The sequence below is a fragment of the Pseudomonas fluorescens genome, from assembly GCF_012974785.1.
GTDB classification, from domain to species: Bacteria; Pseudomonadota; Gammaproteobacteria; order Pseudomonadales; family Pseudomonadaceae; genus Aquipseudomonas; species Aquipseudomonas fluorescens_BT.
In genome coordinates this window covers 4,554,408-4,572,915 of sequence record NZ_CP027561.1, presented here as the reverse complement: position 1 = coordinate 4,572,915, position 18,508 = coordinate 4,554,408, and the positions used below count along the sequence as shown (strand labels likewise).

Here is an 18,508-nt window from a genome sequence, read left to right as displayed (position 1 = left end):
TCGTGAGACGTAAACTTTTGCTGCTGCTGGAAACCGGACTGGTTCTGGCAGGGCTGCTGCTGGGCGCCAGCGCCTGGAAGATTCATTCGGCGCTGGAACAGCCCCTGAACATCACGCAGGAAGAATTGCTGGATGTGCCGAAGGGTTCCACGCCGACCCGTACTATTCTCGGCCTTGAAGCGGATGGTGTGATCAAGGACGCATTCTGGCTGCGCATTTACTGGCGCTTCAATCTGTCCGGCACCCCGATCCATACGGGCGAGTACCGCATGCAGCCGGGCATGACCGTCAAGGGCCTGATCGAACTGTGGAAGCGTGGCGAAGTGGTTCAATACAGCCTGACACTCGTCGAGGGCTGGAATTTCCATCAGGTGCGCGCCGCACTGGCGAAAGATGAAAAGATCGAACAGACCCTGACCGGCCTGAGCGACAGTGATGTGATGAGCAAGATCGGCCACAAGGGCGTGTTTCCCGAAGGTCGATTCTTCCCCGATACCTACCGCTTTGTGCGCGGGGTTTCCGATACCGAGCTGCTGAAAAAGGCGTTCGACCGCCTTGACGAAGTGCTGGCCAAGGAATGGGAAAGTCGTTCCGCCGATGCGCCGTATACCGAACCGTATCAGGCACTGATCATGGCCTCGCTGGTGGAGAAGGAAACCGGCGTTCCCCAGGAGCGTGGCCAGATTGCCGGTGTGTTCGTGCGCCGCATGGCCCTGGGCATGCAGCTGCAGACCGACCCGACGGTGATCTACGGTCTGGGTGATCGCTACAACGGCAAGCTGACCCGTGCTCATCTCAAGGAAGCCACGCCGTACAACACCTATGTGATTCCCGGGTTGCCGCCGACGCCGATTGCGATGGTCGGCCGCGAGGCGATTCACGCGGCGTTGAACCCGGTGGAAGGAACCAGCCTCTACTTTGTCGCCCGTGGCGACGGCAGCCACGTATTCTCCGACGACCTCGATGCACACAACAGTGCGGTGCGTGAGTTCCAGCTCAAACGGCGCTCGGATTACCGCTCGAGCCCGGCGCCGGCCTCGACGCCGGAAGCCACTCCGGCCACTGGCGAGGCCGTTCCTGCCGCATCCCCCGACACGGCGCCCGAGTCGTTGCCGCAAGTTCCTGCGCAGGAACCCGCGCCGACGCCGGAAACTGGAGCGGTCTCACCGCAAAACGCGCAATGACTTTGATTAAGGACTGCCTGTGACTGGCTTGTTTATTACCCTGGAAGGCCCGGAAGGCGCCGGCAAAAGCACCAACCGCGAATACCTCGCCGAGCGCCTGCGCGCCGCCGGTATCGAAGTGGTGCTGACCCGTGAGCCAGGCGGTACGCCGCTGGCCGAGCGCATTCGAGAGGTGTTGCTGGCACCGGTCGACGAAGTGATGAACCCGGACACCGAGCTGCTGCTGGTGTTCGCCTCCCGTGCCCAGCATCTGGCTGAAGTCATCCGACCGGCGCTCGCCCGTGGCGCGGTAGTGTTGTGTGACCGTTTCACTGATTCGACTTACGCCTATCAGGGTGGCGGCCGCGGCTTGTCGCTGGAACGCATCGCGGCGCTGGAGACTTTCGTTCAGGGTGATCTGCGCCCCGATCTGACATTGATTTTCGATCTGCCGGTGGAAATCGGCCTGGCCCGTGCCAGCGCTCGGGGTCGTCTGGATCGCTTCGAGCTGGAAGGCCGTGAGTTTTTCGAGGCTGTGCGCAGTGCGTTCCTCAAGCGTGCCGAGGCCGATCCTGCACGTTACGTGCGGATCGACGCCGGTCAGCCGTTGGTCAAGGTTCAACAATCGCTGGATACCCTGATTCCGAACTTGCTGGAGCTTTGCCGTGGCTGAGGCCTATCCATGGCAGGACAGCCTCTGGCAGCAACTGGCCGGGCGTACTCAACACGCCCACGCGTATCTGCTGCACGGGCCGGCCGGGATCGGCAAGCGTGCGCTGGCCGAGCGGCTGATGGCCAGCCTGTTGTGCCAGCGTCCGACGCCTGAAGCCTGCGGCGAGTGCAAGTCCTGCCTGCTGCTCAAGGCGGGCAGCCATCCGGACAATTACATTTTGGAGCCGGAAGAGGCGGACAAGGCGATCAAGGTCGACCAGGTGCGCGATCTGGTCAGTTTCGTGGTGCAGACCGCGCAACTGGGCGGGCGCAAGGTGGTGCTGATCGAGCCGGTGGAGTCGATGAACATCAACGCCGCCAACGCCTTGCTCAAGAGCCTTGAAGAGCCGTCCGGCGACACCGTGCTGTTGCTGGTCAGTCACCAGCCGAGCCGTCTGCTGCCGACCATCAAGAGTCGTTGTGTGCAGCAGGCCTGTCCGCTGCCGAGCGAGGCCATGAGCCTGCAATGGCTGGCTCGGGCGCTGCCGGAATGTTCCGAAGACGAACGTGTCGAACTCTTGACCCTGGCCGCTGGTTCGCCGCTGGCGGCCGTGACGTTGCAGGGACAGGGCGTGCGCGAACAGCGCGCGCAAGTTGTGGAAGGCGTGAAGAAGCTGCTCAAGCAGCAGCAATCGCCGACGCAGCTGGCCGAGGAGTGGAAAAACATTCCGATGCTGCGTCTGTTCGACTGGTTCTGCGACTGGTCGAGCCTGATCCTGCGTTATCAATTGACCCAGGATGAAGCGGGCCTGGGCCTGACCGACATGCGCAAGGTTGTGCAGTATCTGGCGCAGAAAAGCGCTCAGGCTAAAGTGCTCGATATCCAGGACTGGATTCTCGCCCAGCGCCAGAAAGTCCTGAGCAAGGCCAACCTCAACGCGGCATTGCTGCTGGAAGCGTTGTTGGTGCAATGGGCGAGTCTGCCTGGCCAAAGATAAGAATGTGTACCTAGACTCTGAACATCAGCAGTGGAGGTCAACATGAATGAACCCGTCAGCCCGGGGCCGCGCAACGGCATTTTGTCCCTGACCATCAAGGACAAATCCGTGCTTTATGCCGCTTACATGCCGTTCATCAGGAACGGTGGCCTGTTCATCCCCACCAACAAGAGCTACAAGTTGGGCGACGAGGTGTTCATGCTGTTGCATCTGATGGATGAAGCGGAAAAGATTCCGGTGGCCGGCAAAGTCGCCTGGATCACCCCCAAAGGCGCCCAGGGCAATCGCGCGGCCGGCGTCGGCGTGCAATTCAACGATGGCGACAACACCGCCCGCAGTCGCATCGAAACCCATCTGGCCGGAGCCCTGAAGTCCGACCGTCCCACTCATACGATGTAAGTTGCAGTCCTTTTTATGCTCGTAGATTCCCATTGTCACCTTGATCGCCTCGACCTTGCCGTCCACGACGGCTCTCTGGATGCCGCACTGGATGCGGCTCGTCAGCGCGGAGTCGGTCACTTTCTGTGCATCGGCGTCAGTGCCGACAACGCCGCCGATGTCAAAGCGCTGGCCGAGCGCTATGAAGACGTCGATTGTTCGGTCGGCGTGCATCCGCTGGATGTGCAGCCCGGCGCGGCACCGGCACTGGACTGGCTGCTGCACGAGCTCAATCACCCGAAAGTGGTGGCGATCGGTGAAACCGGTCTGGACTACCACTACGAGCCGGAAGCCGCCCAGCTGCAGCAGGAATCGTTCCGTCTGCACCTGCAGGCCGCCCGGCAGACCGGCAAGCCAGTGATCATCCATACCCGTGGCGCCCGCGCCGACACGCTTGAGCTGTTGCGCGAAGCCGCGCTGCCCCAGGCCGGCGTGCTGCATTGCTTCACTGAAGACTGGGACATGGCCAAGGCAGCGCTGGACATGGGTTATTACATTTCCCTGTCGGGCATCGTCACCTTCCGCAATGCCGATGCGCTGCGCGATGTGGCGAGCAAGGTTCCGGCTGATCGCCTGCTGGTGGAAACCGATTCGCCATACCTGGCGCCGATCCCCTATCGCGGCAAGCCGAACCTGCCGCAATACGTGCGGGAAGTGGCAGAGTTTCTGGCGATGCTGCGGGGTGAAAACTACGAGCGTTTTGCCGAGCAGACCACGCAGAACTTCAAGCGGCTGTTTCCGCTGGCCCACGTAAAAGCCTGAATCGCAGGCAAAAAAAACCCGGGTTCTGGGGGGTGAATCCGGGTTAAGACCATTAGGAGTAAAACAAAGGCACGCGGTCCTTTGGTACCTTTACCGGCGCGACACTTGGGGGAGATGTCGCCCGACAGTTCAAGTATTGATCAGTCTGGCGTTCAGTCCAGTGGGGCAGTCGGGGTTTTTAAACAAATTTGGAATACGTTCGCTTCGGTTATGTTCTCATTGCCGTGCAAACGTTCGTGAAATGAACAAGAAACACAGATATGGTCGGATGATCCGTGCATTTTTGCGCAAGTTAGGCATAATACGCGGCTTCGAATTTTGACCCCTACAGACCTTTTCTTATGCACAAAGAACCTCGTAAGGTCCGTGAGTTTCGTCGCCGCGAGCAAGAAATTCTCGATACCGCGCTCAAGCTGTTCCTCGAACAAGGTGAAGACAGTGTCACCGTCGAGATGATTGCTGATGCCGTGGGTATCGGCAAAGGCACGATCTACAAGCACTTCAAGTCCAAGGCCGAGATCTACCTGCGCCTGATGCTCGATTACGAGCGCGACTTGAACGAGCTGTTGCATTCGGCCGATGTCGACAAGGACAAGGAAGCCCTGTCCCGTGCCTACTTTGAATTCCGCATGCGTGACCCGCAGCGCTATCGCCTGTTCGATCGCCTGGAAGAGAAGGTGGTCAAGGGCAATCAGGTGCCGGAGATGGTCGAGGAGCTGCACAAGATCCGTGCCTCGAACTTCGAACGTCTGACGCTGCTCATCAAGGGCCGCATCAGCGAAGGCAAGCTCGAAGACGTGCCGCCGTACTTCCACTACTGCGCATCCTGGGCGCTGGTGCACGGCGCGGTGGCGCTGTATCACTCGCCGTTCTGGAGCAATGTGCTGGAAGATCAGGAAGGTTTCTTCCAGTTCCTGATGGATATCGGCGTGCGCATGGGCAACAAGCGCAAGCGCGACCCTGAAACGCCGAGCAGCTGAATCATTCAGTTGCCTTATGCGCCGTGTTTTTCGCTACATGGCGCAGTACCTCAGGAATATACTCAGGCATAGGGCTTGCTAAAACTTGAATTGTGAGTCAAGTTTTAGCCGCTCGATTTTCCATCGCCGGAGTGCTTCATGATCGTTGACCGTCAAGGCAGGCGTTTTCGCAATTTGCGGATCAGTCTGACTTCAGCCTGCAATTACGCCTGTACCTACTGCGTGCCCAACGGCAAGCGGCTGGTGGCTGCGCAGGATGAACTGTCGGCCGAGGCCATGGCACGTGGCGTGGCTTATCTGATCGAAGCCGCCGGCATCGAGCGCCTGCGCATCACCGGTGGCGAGCCGCTGGTCAGCCCCAAACTCGAATCGTTCATGAGCGCCGTCGGCAAGATGGGCCTGGAAGACATCAGCCTGACCACCAACGGCCAGCTCCTGGCGAAAAAACTTCCGTTGCTGGTCGATGCCGGCCTGCGACGCATCAACGTTTCCCTCGATACGCTGGACGCCGGCGCGTTCCGCAGCATCGCCCGTGGTGGCGATCTGGCCACTGTGCTGGATGGCATGGATCAGGCGGCAGCGGCGGGAATGAAGATCAAGGTCAACATGGTGCCGCTGCGCGGGCAGAACCTCGACCAGGTGATGCCGTTGCTCGATTACTGCCTTGAACGCGGCTTTGAACTGCGTTTCATCGAGTTGATGCGAATGGGTCACCTGGCCACCGACTCCAATGCCTTCCTGCAACAGTTTGTCAGCCTGCAACAGCTGCTGAGTCTGATCGGCGAGCATTACGAGTATGCGCAAACCGACGCGCCGGTGGACGCCACGGCTGTTCGCTATGCGATTCCCGGTCTGGGCAATTTCGGCGTGATCGCCAACGAAAGCGTGCCGTTCTGCCGAACCTGCTCGCGCTTGCGCCTGTCGTCCACCGGATGGCTGCATGGCTGCCTGTCGTCGAGCAACCGCCACTATGTCGGTGACCTGCTCGACAAACCGCGCCACGAGGCGCTGCCGGCGTTGCAACGACTACTGGTCAAGGCGTTGGGCGACAAGCAGGAAGTCGCATTCTCCGGTGGCGCCACCGTCATGAAGATCATCGGCGGCTAAGTCTCTCGCCACAGAAACTCTATTTCAAAGCGGATACCTGCACATTTCCAAGGACTGGCGCAAAAGCTGCATCCTACGGCCATTCGCCGGTTTTCCGTCACCGGCTTCTGGAGGATTAGGATGCGTAGCCTGGTTTTGCTGCTGGCCGTTTTGGCGCTGGGCGGCTGTATGACTGTCAGTGACATGGCCGAAGGGACTCGCTACCAGATGAGCGACGCGGGTCTGCTGGATCACAGCGACAGCCGCCGCGTTAACAATTTCCGTATTCAGCCCGATTCGTTCATCTACATCGCGCAAGGCTCGTTCGCGCCGCCGGGTGGTTCCTACCCGCGCCCCAACGTAGTCGCTGAAGAGGCCTTCAAAGGCTTCGTCGAATACTTCCCGATGGTCCGCCGCGCCCGCGTGCCGGAAGGCCTCGACCAGGCGATGGGCGAAGCCCGCGACGCCGGTGCTCATTACTTACTTTACACCCGTTTCGCCAAGGCCGACGACCGCATCGGCAACTCCGATGAGTGGCTCGATCAGGAAGCCGTGGATCGCCTCGGTATCGACGGCGGCGTGATTCAGATCATGTTGATCGAGACCAGCACCCAGTATTTGATTGATACTGCACGGATCAAGAGTCGTGGCGGTTTACTGACGTTCCACGATAACAAGCCCGAAGACCTGATCGGCCCACCGCTCGCGCAATATGCGCGCAGCCTGCTGGGCGTCGGGGACCAGTAATTCAAGGAGTACGCCATGAGTGGCCCGCAAAAAGCCAATGACCTGCTGGGGCAAATCCCCAAAACCAAAGGCTTGCCGCCGGTGCACTTGTGGAACCCGGACTTCTGCGGCGACATCGACATGCGCATCGCCCGCGACGGCACCTGGTATTACCTGGGTACGCCGATCGGGCGCAAGCCGATGGTCAAGCTGTTCTCCACCATCATCCGCCGCGATGGCGATGATTACTTCCTGATCACGCCGGTTGAGAAAGTCGGGATCAAGGTCGATGACGCGCCCTTCGTGGCGATTGCCGTCGAGGTGGAAGGCGAGGGCGAGTCGCAAGTGCTGCGCTTTACCACCAATGTCGATGAAACCACCGAGGCCGGCGCGCAACATCCGCTCCGCGTCGAGATCGACCCGGTCACTCAAGAACCAGCCCCTTATGTGCATGTACGCACCAACCTCGAAGCGCTGATCCATCGCAACGTGTTCTACCAATTGGTTGAACTGGCAGTCAGCCGGGAAATCGATGGCCAGCGCTGGCTCGGCGTCTGGAGTAGCGGCGAATTCTTCCGCATCGGCCTCGAACCCTAAGAAACCGCAGTCTGTGAAAGCAGGCTGCGGTTTTTTGTCGTTGACTCCCAATCGTATGATGATTAGCGTAGACACTCACAGCGAACGGCTTCGGGGTGTCCATGTCGAGCAGTTTTCACGCATCAACGGTTGACTGGCTGGGCGCCTGGATCGCCGCCGGCCAGGTAAAACCGGGGCAGGCGATCAAGGTCGAGGCCGATCTGGGCGAGCAGCTCGGGGTCAGCCGCACCGTCATCCGCGAAGCCATCAAGACCCTCGTCGCCAAAGGCATGCTTGAAGTCGGGCCGAAAGTCGGCACGCGGGTGCTGCCGATCAAGCGTTGGAACCTGTTCGATCCGCAAGTCGTGGGCTGGTTGTCACGTAGCGGCCTGCCGGAAAACTTCGTCGATGACCTGCTCGACCTGCGCCGCACCATCGAACCGATGGCGGTGCGCTGGGCCTGCGAGCGGGCGACCGTGGAACAGGTGCAAGCCGTGCAGCAGGCCTACAACGCGCTTGAGCGGGCAGTGGACAGCGGCATCGATTACAACCGTGCCGACCAGTTCTTCCACGAATGCATACTCGCCGCCAGCCATAATCAATTCATCGAGCAAATGGTGCCGGCCCTCGGCGCGCTGCTCGCCGTGTCTTTCGAAGTTTCCGCAGCCGACCCCGACGAATTGCGCCGGACACTGCCCATCCACAAAGACATGGCCGACGCCATCGCCGCCCGGGATGCCGCGCGCGGGGTGTGGGCCTGCATGACCCTGATCGACAATGCCGACCTGGCCATCAAGCGGTTTTACCCGCAGGTGATGGCCGACAAGAAAGCCAGCTGACAAAAACAACAAGACAGGAGGTTGCATGACGTGGACTGCGGTGACAGAGCATCGGGCGCAACTGGGCGAAGGCCCGTTCTGGGACGCACCGACTCAGGCGCTGTACTGGGTGGACATCGCTGGCAGGCAGGCGCTGCGGCTGATCGGGCAGAACGTGCAGATCTGGCAGATGCCGGAACACGTCTCGGCGTTCATTCCCTGCGCCAGCGGCGATGCGCTGGTGACCCTGAGCAGCGGCGTCTACCGACTTGATCTGGATTCTCCCGGACTTGAACCGCGACTGTCGCTGTTCTGCGTCGCCGATCCGCAACCGGGCAATCGTGCCAACGAAGCGCGCTGCGATGGTCAGGGCCGCTTGTGGCTAGGCACCATGCAAAACAACATCGGCGAACACGGCGAGGATCTGCCGATCACCCGTCGTTCCGGCGGGCTGTTCCGGATTGATCCGGACAAAAGAGTCACGCCGTTGCTACGGGGTCTTGGCATTCCCAACACGCTGCTCTGGAGTGACGACGGCACCACGTTGCTGTTCGGCGACAGCCTCGACAGCACGCTGTACCGCTACTTCATTCACACCGACGGCAACCTCGACACCGCCCAGCCTTGGTACAGCGCCGATCAGAACGGCGGCCCGGACGGTTCGGCGATGGACGCCGAAGGCTACGTGTGGAATGCCCGTTGGGACGGCAGTTGCCTGCTGCGCCTGACACCGAATGGCCAGATCGACCGCAAGATCGACCTGCCGATCAGCCGCCCGACCAGTTGTGTATTTGGCGGCGCAGACCTGAAAACGCTGTACATCACCAGCGCCAAAAGTCCGCTGAACCACTCGCTGGACGGCGCCGTGCTGTCGATGCGGGTTGATGTTGCCGGAAAGCTCTGTACGCGATTTGCCAGTTAAATCCCAAAATATGGGATGCAAAATTATATATTGAGATTATTTGGCGGTCGGGTTTATAGTCGGCTCCAGCAGTAACACGCACTCACACTTAAAAAGAACAAAACAGGTGAAGTGATGCAGCGAATTTTCATCGCACTCCACAGCGGAGTCAGCGCTTCGGGCCGTTTCGGTTCCGTGGCGTGCGCTCGCCTGTTTTGTTCCACAAGCCTTCCAGACCGGACATCGTCAGATGCCCGGTTTTTTTATGCTTTCGAACAGGAGTCCTGATCCATGGCTGAACCTCTGTCCCTGCCGCCCGTGCCCGAGCCACCGAAAGGCGAGCGCCTGAAAAACAAGGTCGTGCTGCTGACCGGCGCCGCCCAAGGCATCGGTGAAGCAATCGTCGCGACCTTTGCCTCGCAACAGGCCAAACTGGTGATCAGCGATATCCAGGCCGAAAAGGTCGAGAAAGTCGCCGCGCACTGGCGCGAGCAGGGCGCCGACGTGCAAGCGATCAAGGCCGATGTATCGCGTCAGCAGGATCTGCACGCCATGGCCAAACTGGCCATCGAACTGCACGGTCGCATCGATGTGCTGGTCAATTGCGCCGGGGTCAACGTGTTCCGTGATCCGCTGGAAATGACCGAAGAAGACTGGAAACGCTGCTTCGCCATTGATCTCGACGGCGCCTGGTACGGCTGCAAAGCCGTGCTGCCGCAGATGATCGAGCAGGGCATCGGCAGCATCATCAACATTGCCTCGACCCATTCGACAAACATCATTCCCGGCTGCTTCCCCTACCCGGTGGCCAAGCACGGCCTGCTCGGGCTGACCCGCGCGCTGGGTATCGAGTACGCGCCGAAGGGCATTCGTGTCAACGCCATCGCCCCGGGCTACATCGAAACCCAGCTCAACGTCGATTACTGGAACGGCTTCGCCGACCCGCACGCCGAACGCCAGCGCGCTTTCGATCTGCATCCGCCGAAACGCATCGGCCAGCCGATTGAAGTGGCGATGACCGCCGTGTTCCTGGCCAGTGATGAAGCGCCGTTCATCAATGCCTCGTGCATCACCATCGATGGTGGCCGCTCGGTGATGTACCACGACTGAGAAAAGCGGATTTCAGGTGGAAAGGTCCGCCTGAAATCCAATCATCATACGATATGACTATTTTCGTCATGATGCGCAGGAAACGCTTCGACCGCTTTAACGTTTTTCAAATAACGCTCAAGAAAAATAACAAGGAGTCTGCTTATGAAACGTCGTTTCGGGATTCGTACCCTGTGCAGTACCGCGTTGGCGGTCACTGCGTTCAGCCTGAGCAGTTCGCTGCTGGCCGCCGATCCGGTGAAGATCGGTTTTCTGGTCAAGCAGGCTGAAGAGCCGTGGTTCCAGACTGAATGGGCCTTCGCCGAGAAAGCCGCCAAGGACAAGGGCTTCGAACTGATCAAGATCGCCGTGCCGGACGGCGAGAAAACCCTCTCGGCCATCGACAGCCTCGCAGCCAATGGCGCCAAGGGCTTCGTCATCTGCCCGCCGGACGTGTCCCTCGGCCCAGCGATCATGGCCAAGGCCAAACTCAATGATCTGAAAGTGATTGCCGTCGACGACCGCTTCGTCGACGCCAATGGCAAGTTCATGGAAGACGTGCCGTACCTCGGCATGGCCGCGTTCGAAGTCGGCCAGAAGCAGGGCGCCGCGATGGCCGCCGAAGCGAAAAAGCGTAACTGGGACTGGAAAGACACCTACGCGGTGGTCAACACCTACAACGAACTCGACACCGGCAAGAAGCGCACCGACGGCTCGATGAAGGCGCTCGAAGACGCGGGCATGCCGAAAGATCACATTTTGACAGCCGCTCTGAAAACCCTCGACGTACCGGGCAGCATGGACGCCACCAACTCGGCGCTGGTCAAGCTGCCGGGCGCGGCGAAGAACCTGATCATCGGCGGCATGAACGACAACACCGTGCTGGGCGGCGTGCGCGCCACCGAAGCCGCCGGGTTTGCTGCGGCCAACGTGATCGGCATCGGCATCAACGGCACCGACGCCATCGGCGAGTTGAAAAAGCCCAACAGTGGCTTCTACGGTTCGATGCTGCCGAGCCCGCACATCGAAGGCTACAAGACCGCCGAGATGATGTACGAGTGGGTCACCACCGGCAAAGAACCGCCGAAGTACACCGCGATGGACGACGTGACCCTGATCACCCGCGACAACTTCAAGCAGGAGCTGGAAAAGATCGGCCTGTGGAACTGACGGCAGCGACGGCCCGGGCAGCCGGGCCGTTTGAACGGTGTGATGAGGTGGCTTAAATGCACGCGCAAGTACAAACACAAGAACACAGCGCCAGCGGCAGCCTGCGTTTCAACGGGATCGGCAAGACCTTCCCGGGCGTGAAGGCGCTGGACGGCATCAGTTTCGTCGCTCACCCCGGGCAGGTTCACGCCTTGATGGGCGAGAACGGCGCCGGCAAATCGACCCTGCTGAAAATCCTCGGCGGTGCCTACATCCCGAGCAGCGGCGAGTTGCAGATCGGTGAGCGGGCAATGGCCTTCAAGTCCACCGCCGACAGCATCGGCAGCGGCGTGGCGGTGATTCACCAGGAGTTGCATCTGGTGCCGGAAATGACCGTGGCCGAGAACCTGTTCCTCGGTCACCTGCCGGCCAGCTTCGGCCTGATCAATCGTGGCGCGCTGCGTCAGCAAGCCTTGGCTTGCCTCAAGGGCCTGGCCGATGAAATCGACCCGCAGACCAAGGTCGGACGCCTGTCCCTCGGCCAGCGGCAACTGGTGGAGATCGCCAAGGCGTTGTCCCGTGGCGCCCATGTGATTGCCTTCGACGAACCGACCAGCAGCCTCTCGGCGCGGGAAATCGACCGCTTGATGGCAATCATCGGCCGGCTGCGCGACGAGGGCAAAGTGGTGCTCTACGTCTCCCATCGCATGGAGGAAGTGTTCCGCATCTGCGACGCGGTGACGGTGTTCAAGGACGGTCGCTACGTGCGCACCTTCGACGACATGAGCCAGCTGACCCACGATCAACTGGTGACTTGCATGGTCGGGCGCGACATTCAGGACATCTACGATTATCGCGGTCGCCCCCGTGGCGCAGTGGCATTGAGAGTCGATGGATTGCTCGGCCCGGGCCTGCGCGAGCCGATCAGTTTCGATGCGCACAAAGGCGAGATTCTGGGGCTGTTCGGACTGGTCGGGGCAGGGCGCACCGAGCTGTTCCGGCTGCTCAGTGGTCTGGAGCGCAACACTGCCGGACGCCTGGAATTGCGCGGCCATGAACTGAAACTGCGTTCGCCCCGCGATGCGATTGCCGCCGGGATTCTGCTGTGCCCGGAGGATCGCAAGAAGGAAGGCATCATCCCGCTCGCCAGCGTCGCCGAGAACATCAACATCAGTGCACGCGGCGCGCATTCCGGGCTCGGTTGCCTGCTGCGCGGGATCTGGGAAAAGGGCAATGCCGAGAAACAGATCAAGGCCCTGAAAGTGAAAACGCCCCACGCCGGGCAACAGATCAAGTTCCTGTCCGGTGGCAATCAGCAGAAAGCCATTCTCGGCCGCTGGCTGTCGATGCCGATGAAAGTCCTGCTGCTCGACGAGCCGACCCGCGGCATCGACATCGGTGCCAAGGCCGAGATCTATCAGATCATCCATAACCTGGCCGCCGACGGTATTTCGGTGATCGTGGTGTCCAGCGATCTGATGGAAGTGATGGGTATTTCCGACCGCATTCTGGTGCTGTGCGAGGGCGCCCTGCGTGGCGAAGTCAGCCGCGACCAGGCCAACGAATCCAACCTGCTGCAACTGGCTTTGCCGCGCCACCGCGCTGACGGCGTGGCGAACTGAGAGGTGACTATGATGACAACCCAAAACGAAACCCTGCCGACCGAGCGCAAACCCCTGGATATGCGGCGCTTTCTCGATGACTGGGTGATGCTGCTGGCGGCGGTGGGCATTTTTGTCGCCTGCACCTTGCTGATCGACAACTTCCTCTCGCCGCTGAACATGCGTGGCCTGGGCCTGGCGATTTCCACCACCGGGATCGCCGCGTGCACCATGTTGTATTGCCTGGCGTCGGGGCACTTCGACTTGTCGGTGGGGTCGGTGATTGCCTGCGCCGGGGTGGTCGCAGCGGTGGTGATGCGCGACACCAACAGCGTGTTTCTCGGCGTCAGCGCGGCGCTGGTGATGGGCCTGATCGTCGGCCTGATCAACGGCATCGTGATCGCCAAGTTGCGGGTCAATGCGCTGATCACGACGCTGGCGACCATGCAGATCGTCCGTGGCCTGGCTTACATCTTTGCCAATGGCAAAGCGGTGGGCGTATCGCAGGAATCGTTTTTCGTGTTCGGCAACGGCCAGTTGTTCGGCGTACCGGTGCCGATTCTGATTACCATCGTCTGCTTCCTGTTTTTTGGCTGGTTGCTGAACTACACGACCTACGGGCGCAACACCATGGCCATCGGCGGCAACCAGGAAGCGGCGTTGCTGGCGGGGGTGAATGTTGATCGAACCAAGATCATCATCTTCGCCGTGCATGGGGTGATTGGTGCGTTGGCCGGGGTGATTCTGGCGTCGCGGATGACTTCGGGTCAGCCGATGATCGGCCAGGGTTTTGAGCTGACGGTGATTTCGGCCTGCGTGCTGGGCGGAGTGTCGCTGAGTGGCGGGATCGGGATGATCCGGCATGTGATTGCCGGGGTCTTGATTCTGGCGATTATCGAGAATGCGATGAACCTGAAGAATATCGACACGTTCTACCAGTACGTGATTCGAGGGTCGATTCTGCTGCTGGCTGTGGTTATCGACCGTCTCAAGCAACGCTAAGATCAAAAGCTCCCTCACCCCAGCCCTTTCCCGGAGGGAGAGGGAGCCGACCGAGGTGTCTTGCACTCTACATTGACCTGAAGAATCCAGTCGATTAAGGATTCGGCAAAGCCTTTTCAGGTCGGCGTACCTCCCGAATATCCCCCATTCAGTCCCCTCTCCCTCGGGAGAGGGCTAGGCGGGCGGCGTTCCGATGAGGGCGCTCTTGATCTTCCCGCCTTCCGTCACCCCACCCAAAATTTCCCTTGCCCGTCCCAACCCGTTTCGGTTATCACTTTGTACATGATTAGACAGGTACGATTTGACAAGAAACAACGGGTGGTCGACGAGCTCGTCCGACGCATCGAAAGCGGCCTCATGGAGGACGGCTTTCTGTTGCCCGGCGAGCATCAGTTGGCTCAGGAATTCAACGTCAGCCGTGGCACGTTGCGCGAAGCGTTGGCCGAACTGAAGCGGCGCAATTACATCGCCACGCAAAGCGGGGTCGGTTCCATCGTCACGTTTGACGGGGTGGCGCTGGATCAGCGCAGTGGCTGGGCTCAGGCCTTGGCCGACAGCGGGGCGATGATCAATACCGACGTGTTGCGCCTGGAAGCCGTGACCCGCGAGGATCTGCTGCCGCGTTTCGGCTCCGATCAATTCATTCTTCTCGAACGTCGCCGCCGTTCCAACGATGGCACGGCGGTGTCCCTTGAACGCTCTCTGATGCCCGCCAGCGGAGGCCTGGAAAGCCTGCCGCGAGTCGGCCTGATCGATAACTCCCTGACCATCACCCTGGCCGCCTACGGTTACATCGGCGAGCGCGGCGACCAGTGGATCGGCGCCGAGCCGCTCAACGCTGTCGATGCCGAACTGCTCGGGCGCCCTGAAGGCACGGTGTTTCTGAAAGCGCTGCGCACCACTTACGACCGGCAAAACCGCTTCATGGAGCAAGTTGAAAGCCTGCTCGACCCGGTGCATTTCCGTCTGCACCTGCAATTTGGAGAATCGAAATGACCGCCCTCGACCGTGCCCTGGGCGCGTTTTATGGCCTGGCCCTGGGCGACGCGCTGGGCATGCCGACGCAATCGCTGAACCGCGAAGCCATCAAGCAGCGCTTCGGCCAGATCACCGATCTGCAAGATGCCGGCCCCTTGCAACCGATTGCCGCGAACATGCCCAAAGGCTCGATCACTGACGACACCGAACAGGCGATTCTGGTCGGCGAGTTGCTGATCGAAGGCAAGGGCCGGATCGAGCCGGCGGTGCTCGCGCAACGGTTGATCGAATGGGAAGCCGAGATGCAGGCCAAGGGCTCGCAGGACTTGCTCGGTCCGTCGACCAAACGTGCAATCGAAATGATCCTCGCCGGCCATTCGCCGGAAGAGGCCGGGCGCTACGGCACCACCAACGGCGCAGCGATGCGCATCACCCCGGTGGGGATCGCGGCGGATGTCGCCGATCCGGAGCGCTTCATCGCGGCGGTGGTGCAGGCCTGTCAGGTCACTCACAACACCACGCTGGGGATTTCCAGCGCGGCAGCGGTGGCGGCGGTGGTTTCGGCCGGCATCAACGGCCTCGATCTGGGCGCGGCGCTGAACCTCGGCCAACAGATCGCTCAGCAAGCGGAAACCCACGGGCACTGGGTGGCCGGTGGGCGCATCGCTTCGCGGATCAGTTGGGCGCGCAGCATCAGTGTCGAGAGCGACCCGGTGTTGCTCGCGGATCTGCTGTACGACGTGATCGGCACCTCGGTGGCCTCGCAGGAATCGGTGGTGGTGTCGTTCGCCCTCGCGCAGCAAGTCGCGGTCGGTGAAATGACGCCGTTCGATGCGCTGTGCATGGCCGCGAGCCTGGGTGGCGACACCGATACCATCGCCGCGATTCTCGGCGCCATGCTCGGGGCCTGCCTGGGCCTGCAGAGCTGGCCGGCACCGATGATCGAGACGGTGAAGGCCGTCAACGATCTGGAGCTGGAACCGTTGGTGCAGGGGCTGTTGGCCTTGCGCTGATTGAACTGGCGTCATCGCGAAATGGCGCACCACAAATCTCGAATTTTCACCCGCAATGGATCGCGCAGACAGGCCCAGGAAGGGCGGGATGTCTGGTCGTTCTGCGTCATTGCCACAACCACAATAAAGGCAAACAGGAGCATTTTTCATGAGTTCATCGAACGCCGGGCAAAGCGCCGGGCAACTGGAAACCCGGGGCATCGAACCGGTGCCGGAAGGCGAGTGCAACGGCCATCCGCTGCAACTGTTCTGGGTCTGGTTCGCGGCCAACATTTCCATCCTCGGCCTGCCGCTGGGCGCCACGCTGGTTGCGTTTCGCGGCCTGGCGATCTGGCAGGCGATTATCGTCGCCATTCTCGGTGCTGCCGGTTCGTTCGCGGTGGTGGGGATCATCTCGATTGCCGGCCGCCGCGGTCGTGCGCCGAGCCTGACGTTGTCCCGGGCGATCTTCGGTGTGCGCGGCAATATCGGCCCGACGCTGGTGTCGCTGATGTCGCGCCTGGGCTGGGAAACGGTCAATACCACCACCGCGGCGTTCGTGCTGTTGTCGTTGTGCTCGATCCTGTTTGGCTCGCCGGTTGAAGCCAAAAGCGCGCCGGTGTTGACCCTGATTTTCATCGCGATTTTCGTGTTGCTGACCTTGTCGGTTTCCGGCCTCGGCCACGCCACCTTGCTGGTGATCCAGAAATGGGCGACCTACGTGTTCGGCGCGCTGAACATTCTGGTCGGCGGCTTCCTCTGCGCGACCATCGACTGGAGCGCGGTGTTCAATGCCACGCCAGCGCCGATGAGCGCGATGATCATCGGCATCGGCACCATGGCCGCCGGCACCGGGATCGGCTGGGCCAACGCCGGCGCCGACATGTCGCGCTATCAGCATCGCAGCGTCAAAGCCGTGCGCCTGGTTGCATCTGCAGCATTCGGTGCGGGTATTCCGCTGGTACTGCTGATCACCCTCGGCGGCCTGCTCTCGGTGGGCAACAACGACCTGGCGTCGGCGACTGACCCGATCGTGGCGATCCGCGACATGCTGCCCACCTGGATGGCTGTGCCGTATCTGATCACCGCGTTCGGTGGTCTGTTGCTGTCGAACAACCTGTCGGTGTATTCCGCCGGCCTGACCACGCTGACCCTCGGCCTGAAGGTCAAACGCGTGTACGCGGTGGTGGTCGACATCGTCGCGATCTTCGCCGGTTCGATCTACTTCATGCTGATCGCCGACAGTTTCTACGGCCCGTTCATCACTTTCATTTCGCTGCTGGCGGTACCGATCACCGCGTGGGTCGGGATCTTCGTGGTCGACCTGATTCACCGTCACTACTACAGCCCCAAAGATCTGCTCGACGTCAGCCCGAGCAGCGCCTACTGGTACAGCGGCGGCATCGAGTGGCGCGCATTCGGCGCGTGGGCGATTGCCATCGTGCTGGGCTTCAGTTTCACCACCATCGGCACCACGGCTGAAAATGTCTGGTTCAAGGGTTTCCTGTCCGACTCGTGGCTGGGCCACAACGGCCTCGGCTGGATCGTGACCTTCGTGGTCGCCGGCGGCATTTACTTCGTACTCGGCGGGGCGAGAGATCGCCGCGCTGCGCAATCCGAGAATGCTCATGCCTAAGATGTTGCACACCGGCCAGGTCATCATTGACCTGGTCATGGCCGTGGATGCGCTGCCGCAAATTGGCGGTGACGTGCTGGCGCAGTCCGCCAGTTTCGAAGCCGGCGGCGGCTTCAATGTGATGGCCGCCGCCGCGCGCAATGGCTTGCCGGTGGTCTATCTCGGCCGCCACGGCAACGGTCGGTTCGGCGATCTGGCGCGGCAGGCGATGAACGCCGAAGGCATCCGCATGGGCATCGACCAGCCTGCAGAGCGTGACACCGGGATCTGCGTGGCGCTGACCGATGCGTCCGCCGAGCGCAGTTTCATTTCCTACATCGGCGCTGAAGGCGAGGTCACGGCGGCGGAGCTGAACAGCGTTGCAGCCGAGGCGGGGGACTACGTCTACGTCAGCGGCTACAGCCTGCTGCACAGCGGCAAGGCCCAGGCGTTGCTGGACTGGACGCTGGCGCTGCCGAGGACGATCAACGTGGTGTTCGATCCGGGCCCGCTGGTGGAATCGCCGGACTCACCGATGATGCAGGCGTTGCTGCCGCGCATCGATGTGTGGACCAGCAACAGCGTCGAGGCGCTGCGTTTCACAGGCGCGGCGGACATCGAAACAGCGCTGGACCGCTTGGCCGTGCACCTGCCACAGGATGTGCTGATGGTGGTGCGCGACGGCCCGCAGGGTTGCTGGACTCACCAGCGCGGCGAACGCCGGCATGTACCGGGTTTCAAAGTGCAAGCCGTGGACAGCAACGGCGCGGGTGACGCGCATGCAGGCGTATTCGTCGCTGGACTGGCGCGAGGGCTGTCCGCTCACGAAGCCGCAAGGCGCGCCAACGCCGCGGCTGCGTTGGCCGTCACCCGCTGGGGCCCGGCGACCGCACCGGGGACTGCCCAAGTCGATGCGCTGATCCGTGAGACTTGCGATCACTGATCGATCGCGAAAAGGCCAGAATATTCAGCGCAAAGCCTGA

Annotated in this window: 19 protein-coding genes; all 19 read left to right on the top strand. The window is 61.2% G+C overall.

Features of this window, described 5'->3' with window-relative positions; translation table 11 throughout:
• The first annotated feature begins 2 nt into the window (after window positions 1-2).
• The 19 genes from mltG (at window position 3) to C6Y56_RS20530 (ending at window position 18,468) form a co-directional block, all read left to right on the top strand.
• Complete coding sequence (gene mltG / locus C6Y56_RS20620; protein WP_169431431.1) at window positions 3-1,184, top strand: endolytic transglycosylase MltG; 1,182 nt, start codon at window positions 3-5, stop codon at window positions 1,182-1,184.
• A gap of 19 nt (window positions 1,185-1,203) precedes the next feature.
• Complete coding sequence (gene tmk / locus C6Y56_RS20615) at window positions 1,204-1,836, top strand: dTMP kinase (protein WP_169431430.1); 633 nt, start codon at window positions 1,204-1,206, stop codon at window positions 1,834-1,836.
• Window positions 1,829-2,812: a DNA polymerase III subunit delta' gene (locus C6Y56_RS20610; protein WP_169431429.1), complete on the top strand. Its 984-nt coding sequence runs from the start codon at window positions 1,829-1,831 to the stop codon at window positions 2,810-2,812. Before tmk ends, C6Y56_RS20610 begins: the two co-directional genes overlap by 8 nt.
• Window positions 2,813-2,854: 42 nt before the next feature.
• Window positions 2,855-3,211 carry a PilZ domain-containing protein gene (locus C6Y56_RS20605; protein WP_085710925.1) on the top strand — a complete coding sequence of 119 codons (357 nt, stop codon included), beginning with the start codon at window positions 2,855-2,857 and terminating at the stop codon, window positions 3,209-3,211.
• A gap of 15 nt (window positions 3,212-3,226) precedes the next feature.
• On the top strand, window positions 3,227-4,012 hold the full coding sequence (locus C6Y56_RS20600; protein WP_169431428.1) for a TatD family hydrolase: 786 nt from the start codon (window positions 3,227-3,229) through the stop codon (window positions 4,010-4,012).
• A gap of 341 nt (window positions 4,013-4,353) precedes the next feature.
• On the top strand, window positions 4,354-4,992 hold the full coding sequence (locus C6Y56_RS20595) for a TetR/AcrR family transcriptional regulator (RefSeq protein ID WP_007950805.1): 639 nt from the start codon (window positions 4,354-4,356) through the stop codon (window positions 4,990-4,992).
• Window positions 4,993-5,130: 138 nt separating this feature from the next.
• Window positions 5,131-6,099 carry a GTP 3',8-cyclase MoaA gene (locus C6Y56_RS20590; protein ID WP_096820964.1) on the top strand — a complete coding sequence of 323 codons (969 nt, stop codon included), beginning with the start codon at window positions 5,131-5,133 and terminating at the stop codon, window positions 6,097-6,099.
• 120 nt (window positions 6,100-6,219) lie between these two features.
• The gene (locus C6Y56_RS20585; RefSeq protein WP_169431427.1) at window positions 6,220-6,825 is read left to right on the top strand and encodes a DUF4823 domain-containing protein; all 606 of its coding nucleotides are present in this window, start codon (window positions 6,220-6,222) and stop codon (window positions 6,823-6,825) included.
• Window positions 6,826-6,840: 15 nt separating this feature from the next.
• Window positions 6,841-7,401, top strand: a complete 561-nt coding sequence (locus C6Y56_RS20580; RefSeq protein WP_169431426.1) for a DUF1285 domain-containing protein — start codon at window positions 6,841-6,843, stop codon at window positions 7,399-7,401.
• 101 nt (window positions 7,402-7,502) lie between these two features.
• Window positions 7,503-8,219, top strand: coding sequence for a FadR/GntR family transcriptional regulator (locus C6Y56_RS20575; RefSeq protein WP_007950814.1), 717 nt, complete (start codon window positions 7,503-7,505; stop codon window positions 8,217-8,219).
• A gap of 25 nt (window positions 8,220-8,244) precedes the next feature.
• Complete coding sequence (locus C6Y56_RS20570; protein WP_169431425.1) at window positions 8,245-9,120, top strand: SMP-30/gluconolactonase/LRE family protein; 876 nt, start codon at window positions 8,245-8,247, stop codon at window positions 9,118-9,120.
• Between the two features lie 270 nt (window positions 9,121-9,390).
• Window positions 9,391-10,209, top strand: a complete 819-nt coding sequence (locus tag C6Y56_RS20565; RefSeq protein ID WP_011335425.1) for an SDR family oxidoreductase — start codon at window positions 9,391-9,393, stop codon at window positions 10,207-10,209.
• A 144-nt stretch (window positions 10,210-10,353) separates the two neighbouring features.
• Window positions 10,354-11,358, top strand: coding sequence for a substrate-binding domain-containing protein (locus tag C6Y56_RS20560; RefSeq protein WP_085647456.1), 1,005 nt, complete (start codon window positions 10,354-10,356; stop codon window positions 11,356-11,358).
• Window positions 11,359-11,414: 56 nt separating this feature from the next.
• The gene (araG, locus tag C6Y56_RS20555; RefSeq protein WP_169431424.1) at window positions 11,415-12,959 is read left to right on the top strand and encodes an L-arabinose ABC transporter ATP-binding protein AraG; all 1,545 of its coding nucleotides are present in this window, start codon (window positions 11,415-11,417) and stop codon (window positions 12,957-12,959) included.
• A 12-nt stretch (window positions 12,960-12,971) separates the two neighbouring features.
• Window positions 12,972-13,940 carry an L-arabinose ABC transporter permease AraH gene (gene araH / locus C6Y56_RS20550; protein ID WP_011335422.1) on the top strand — a complete coding sequence of 323 codons (969 nt, stop codon included), beginning with the start codon at window positions 12,972-12,974 and terminating at the stop codon, window positions 13,938-13,940.
• A 282-nt stretch (window positions 13,941-14,222) separates the two neighbouring features.
• Entirely contained in the window at window positions 14,223-14,936 is a 714-nt protein-coding gene (locus C6Y56_RS20545; RefSeq protein WP_169431423.1) for a GntR family transcriptional regulator, read from the top strand.
• The gene (locus tag C6Y56_RS20540) at window positions 14,933-15,931 is read left to right on the top strand and encodes an ADP-ribosylglycohydrolase family protein (protein WP_169431422.1); all 999 of its coding nucleotides are present in this window, start codon (window positions 14,933-14,935) and stop codon (window positions 15,929-15,931) included. The genes C6Y56_RS20545 and C6Y56_RS20540 overlap by 4 nt, the downstream gene beginning before the upstream one ends.
• Before the next feature lie 148 nt (window positions 15,932-16,079).
• Window positions 16,080-17,546 (top strand): purine-cytosine permease family protein, encoded by a 1,467-nt coding sequence (locus C6Y56_RS20535; protein WP_085683520.1) that lies wholly within the window; start codon window positions 16,080-16,082, stop codon window positions 17,544-17,546.
• Window positions 17,539-18,468 carry a PfkB family carbohydrate kinase gene (locus C6Y56_RS20530; protein WP_169431421.1) on the top strand — a complete coding sequence of 310 codons (930 nt, stop codon included), beginning with the start codon at window positions 17,539-17,541 and terminating at the stop codon, window positions 18,466-18,468. Before C6Y56_RS20535 ends, C6Y56_RS20530 begins: the two co-directional genes overlap by 8 nt.
• Window positions 18,469-18,508 lie beyond the last annotated feature (40 nt).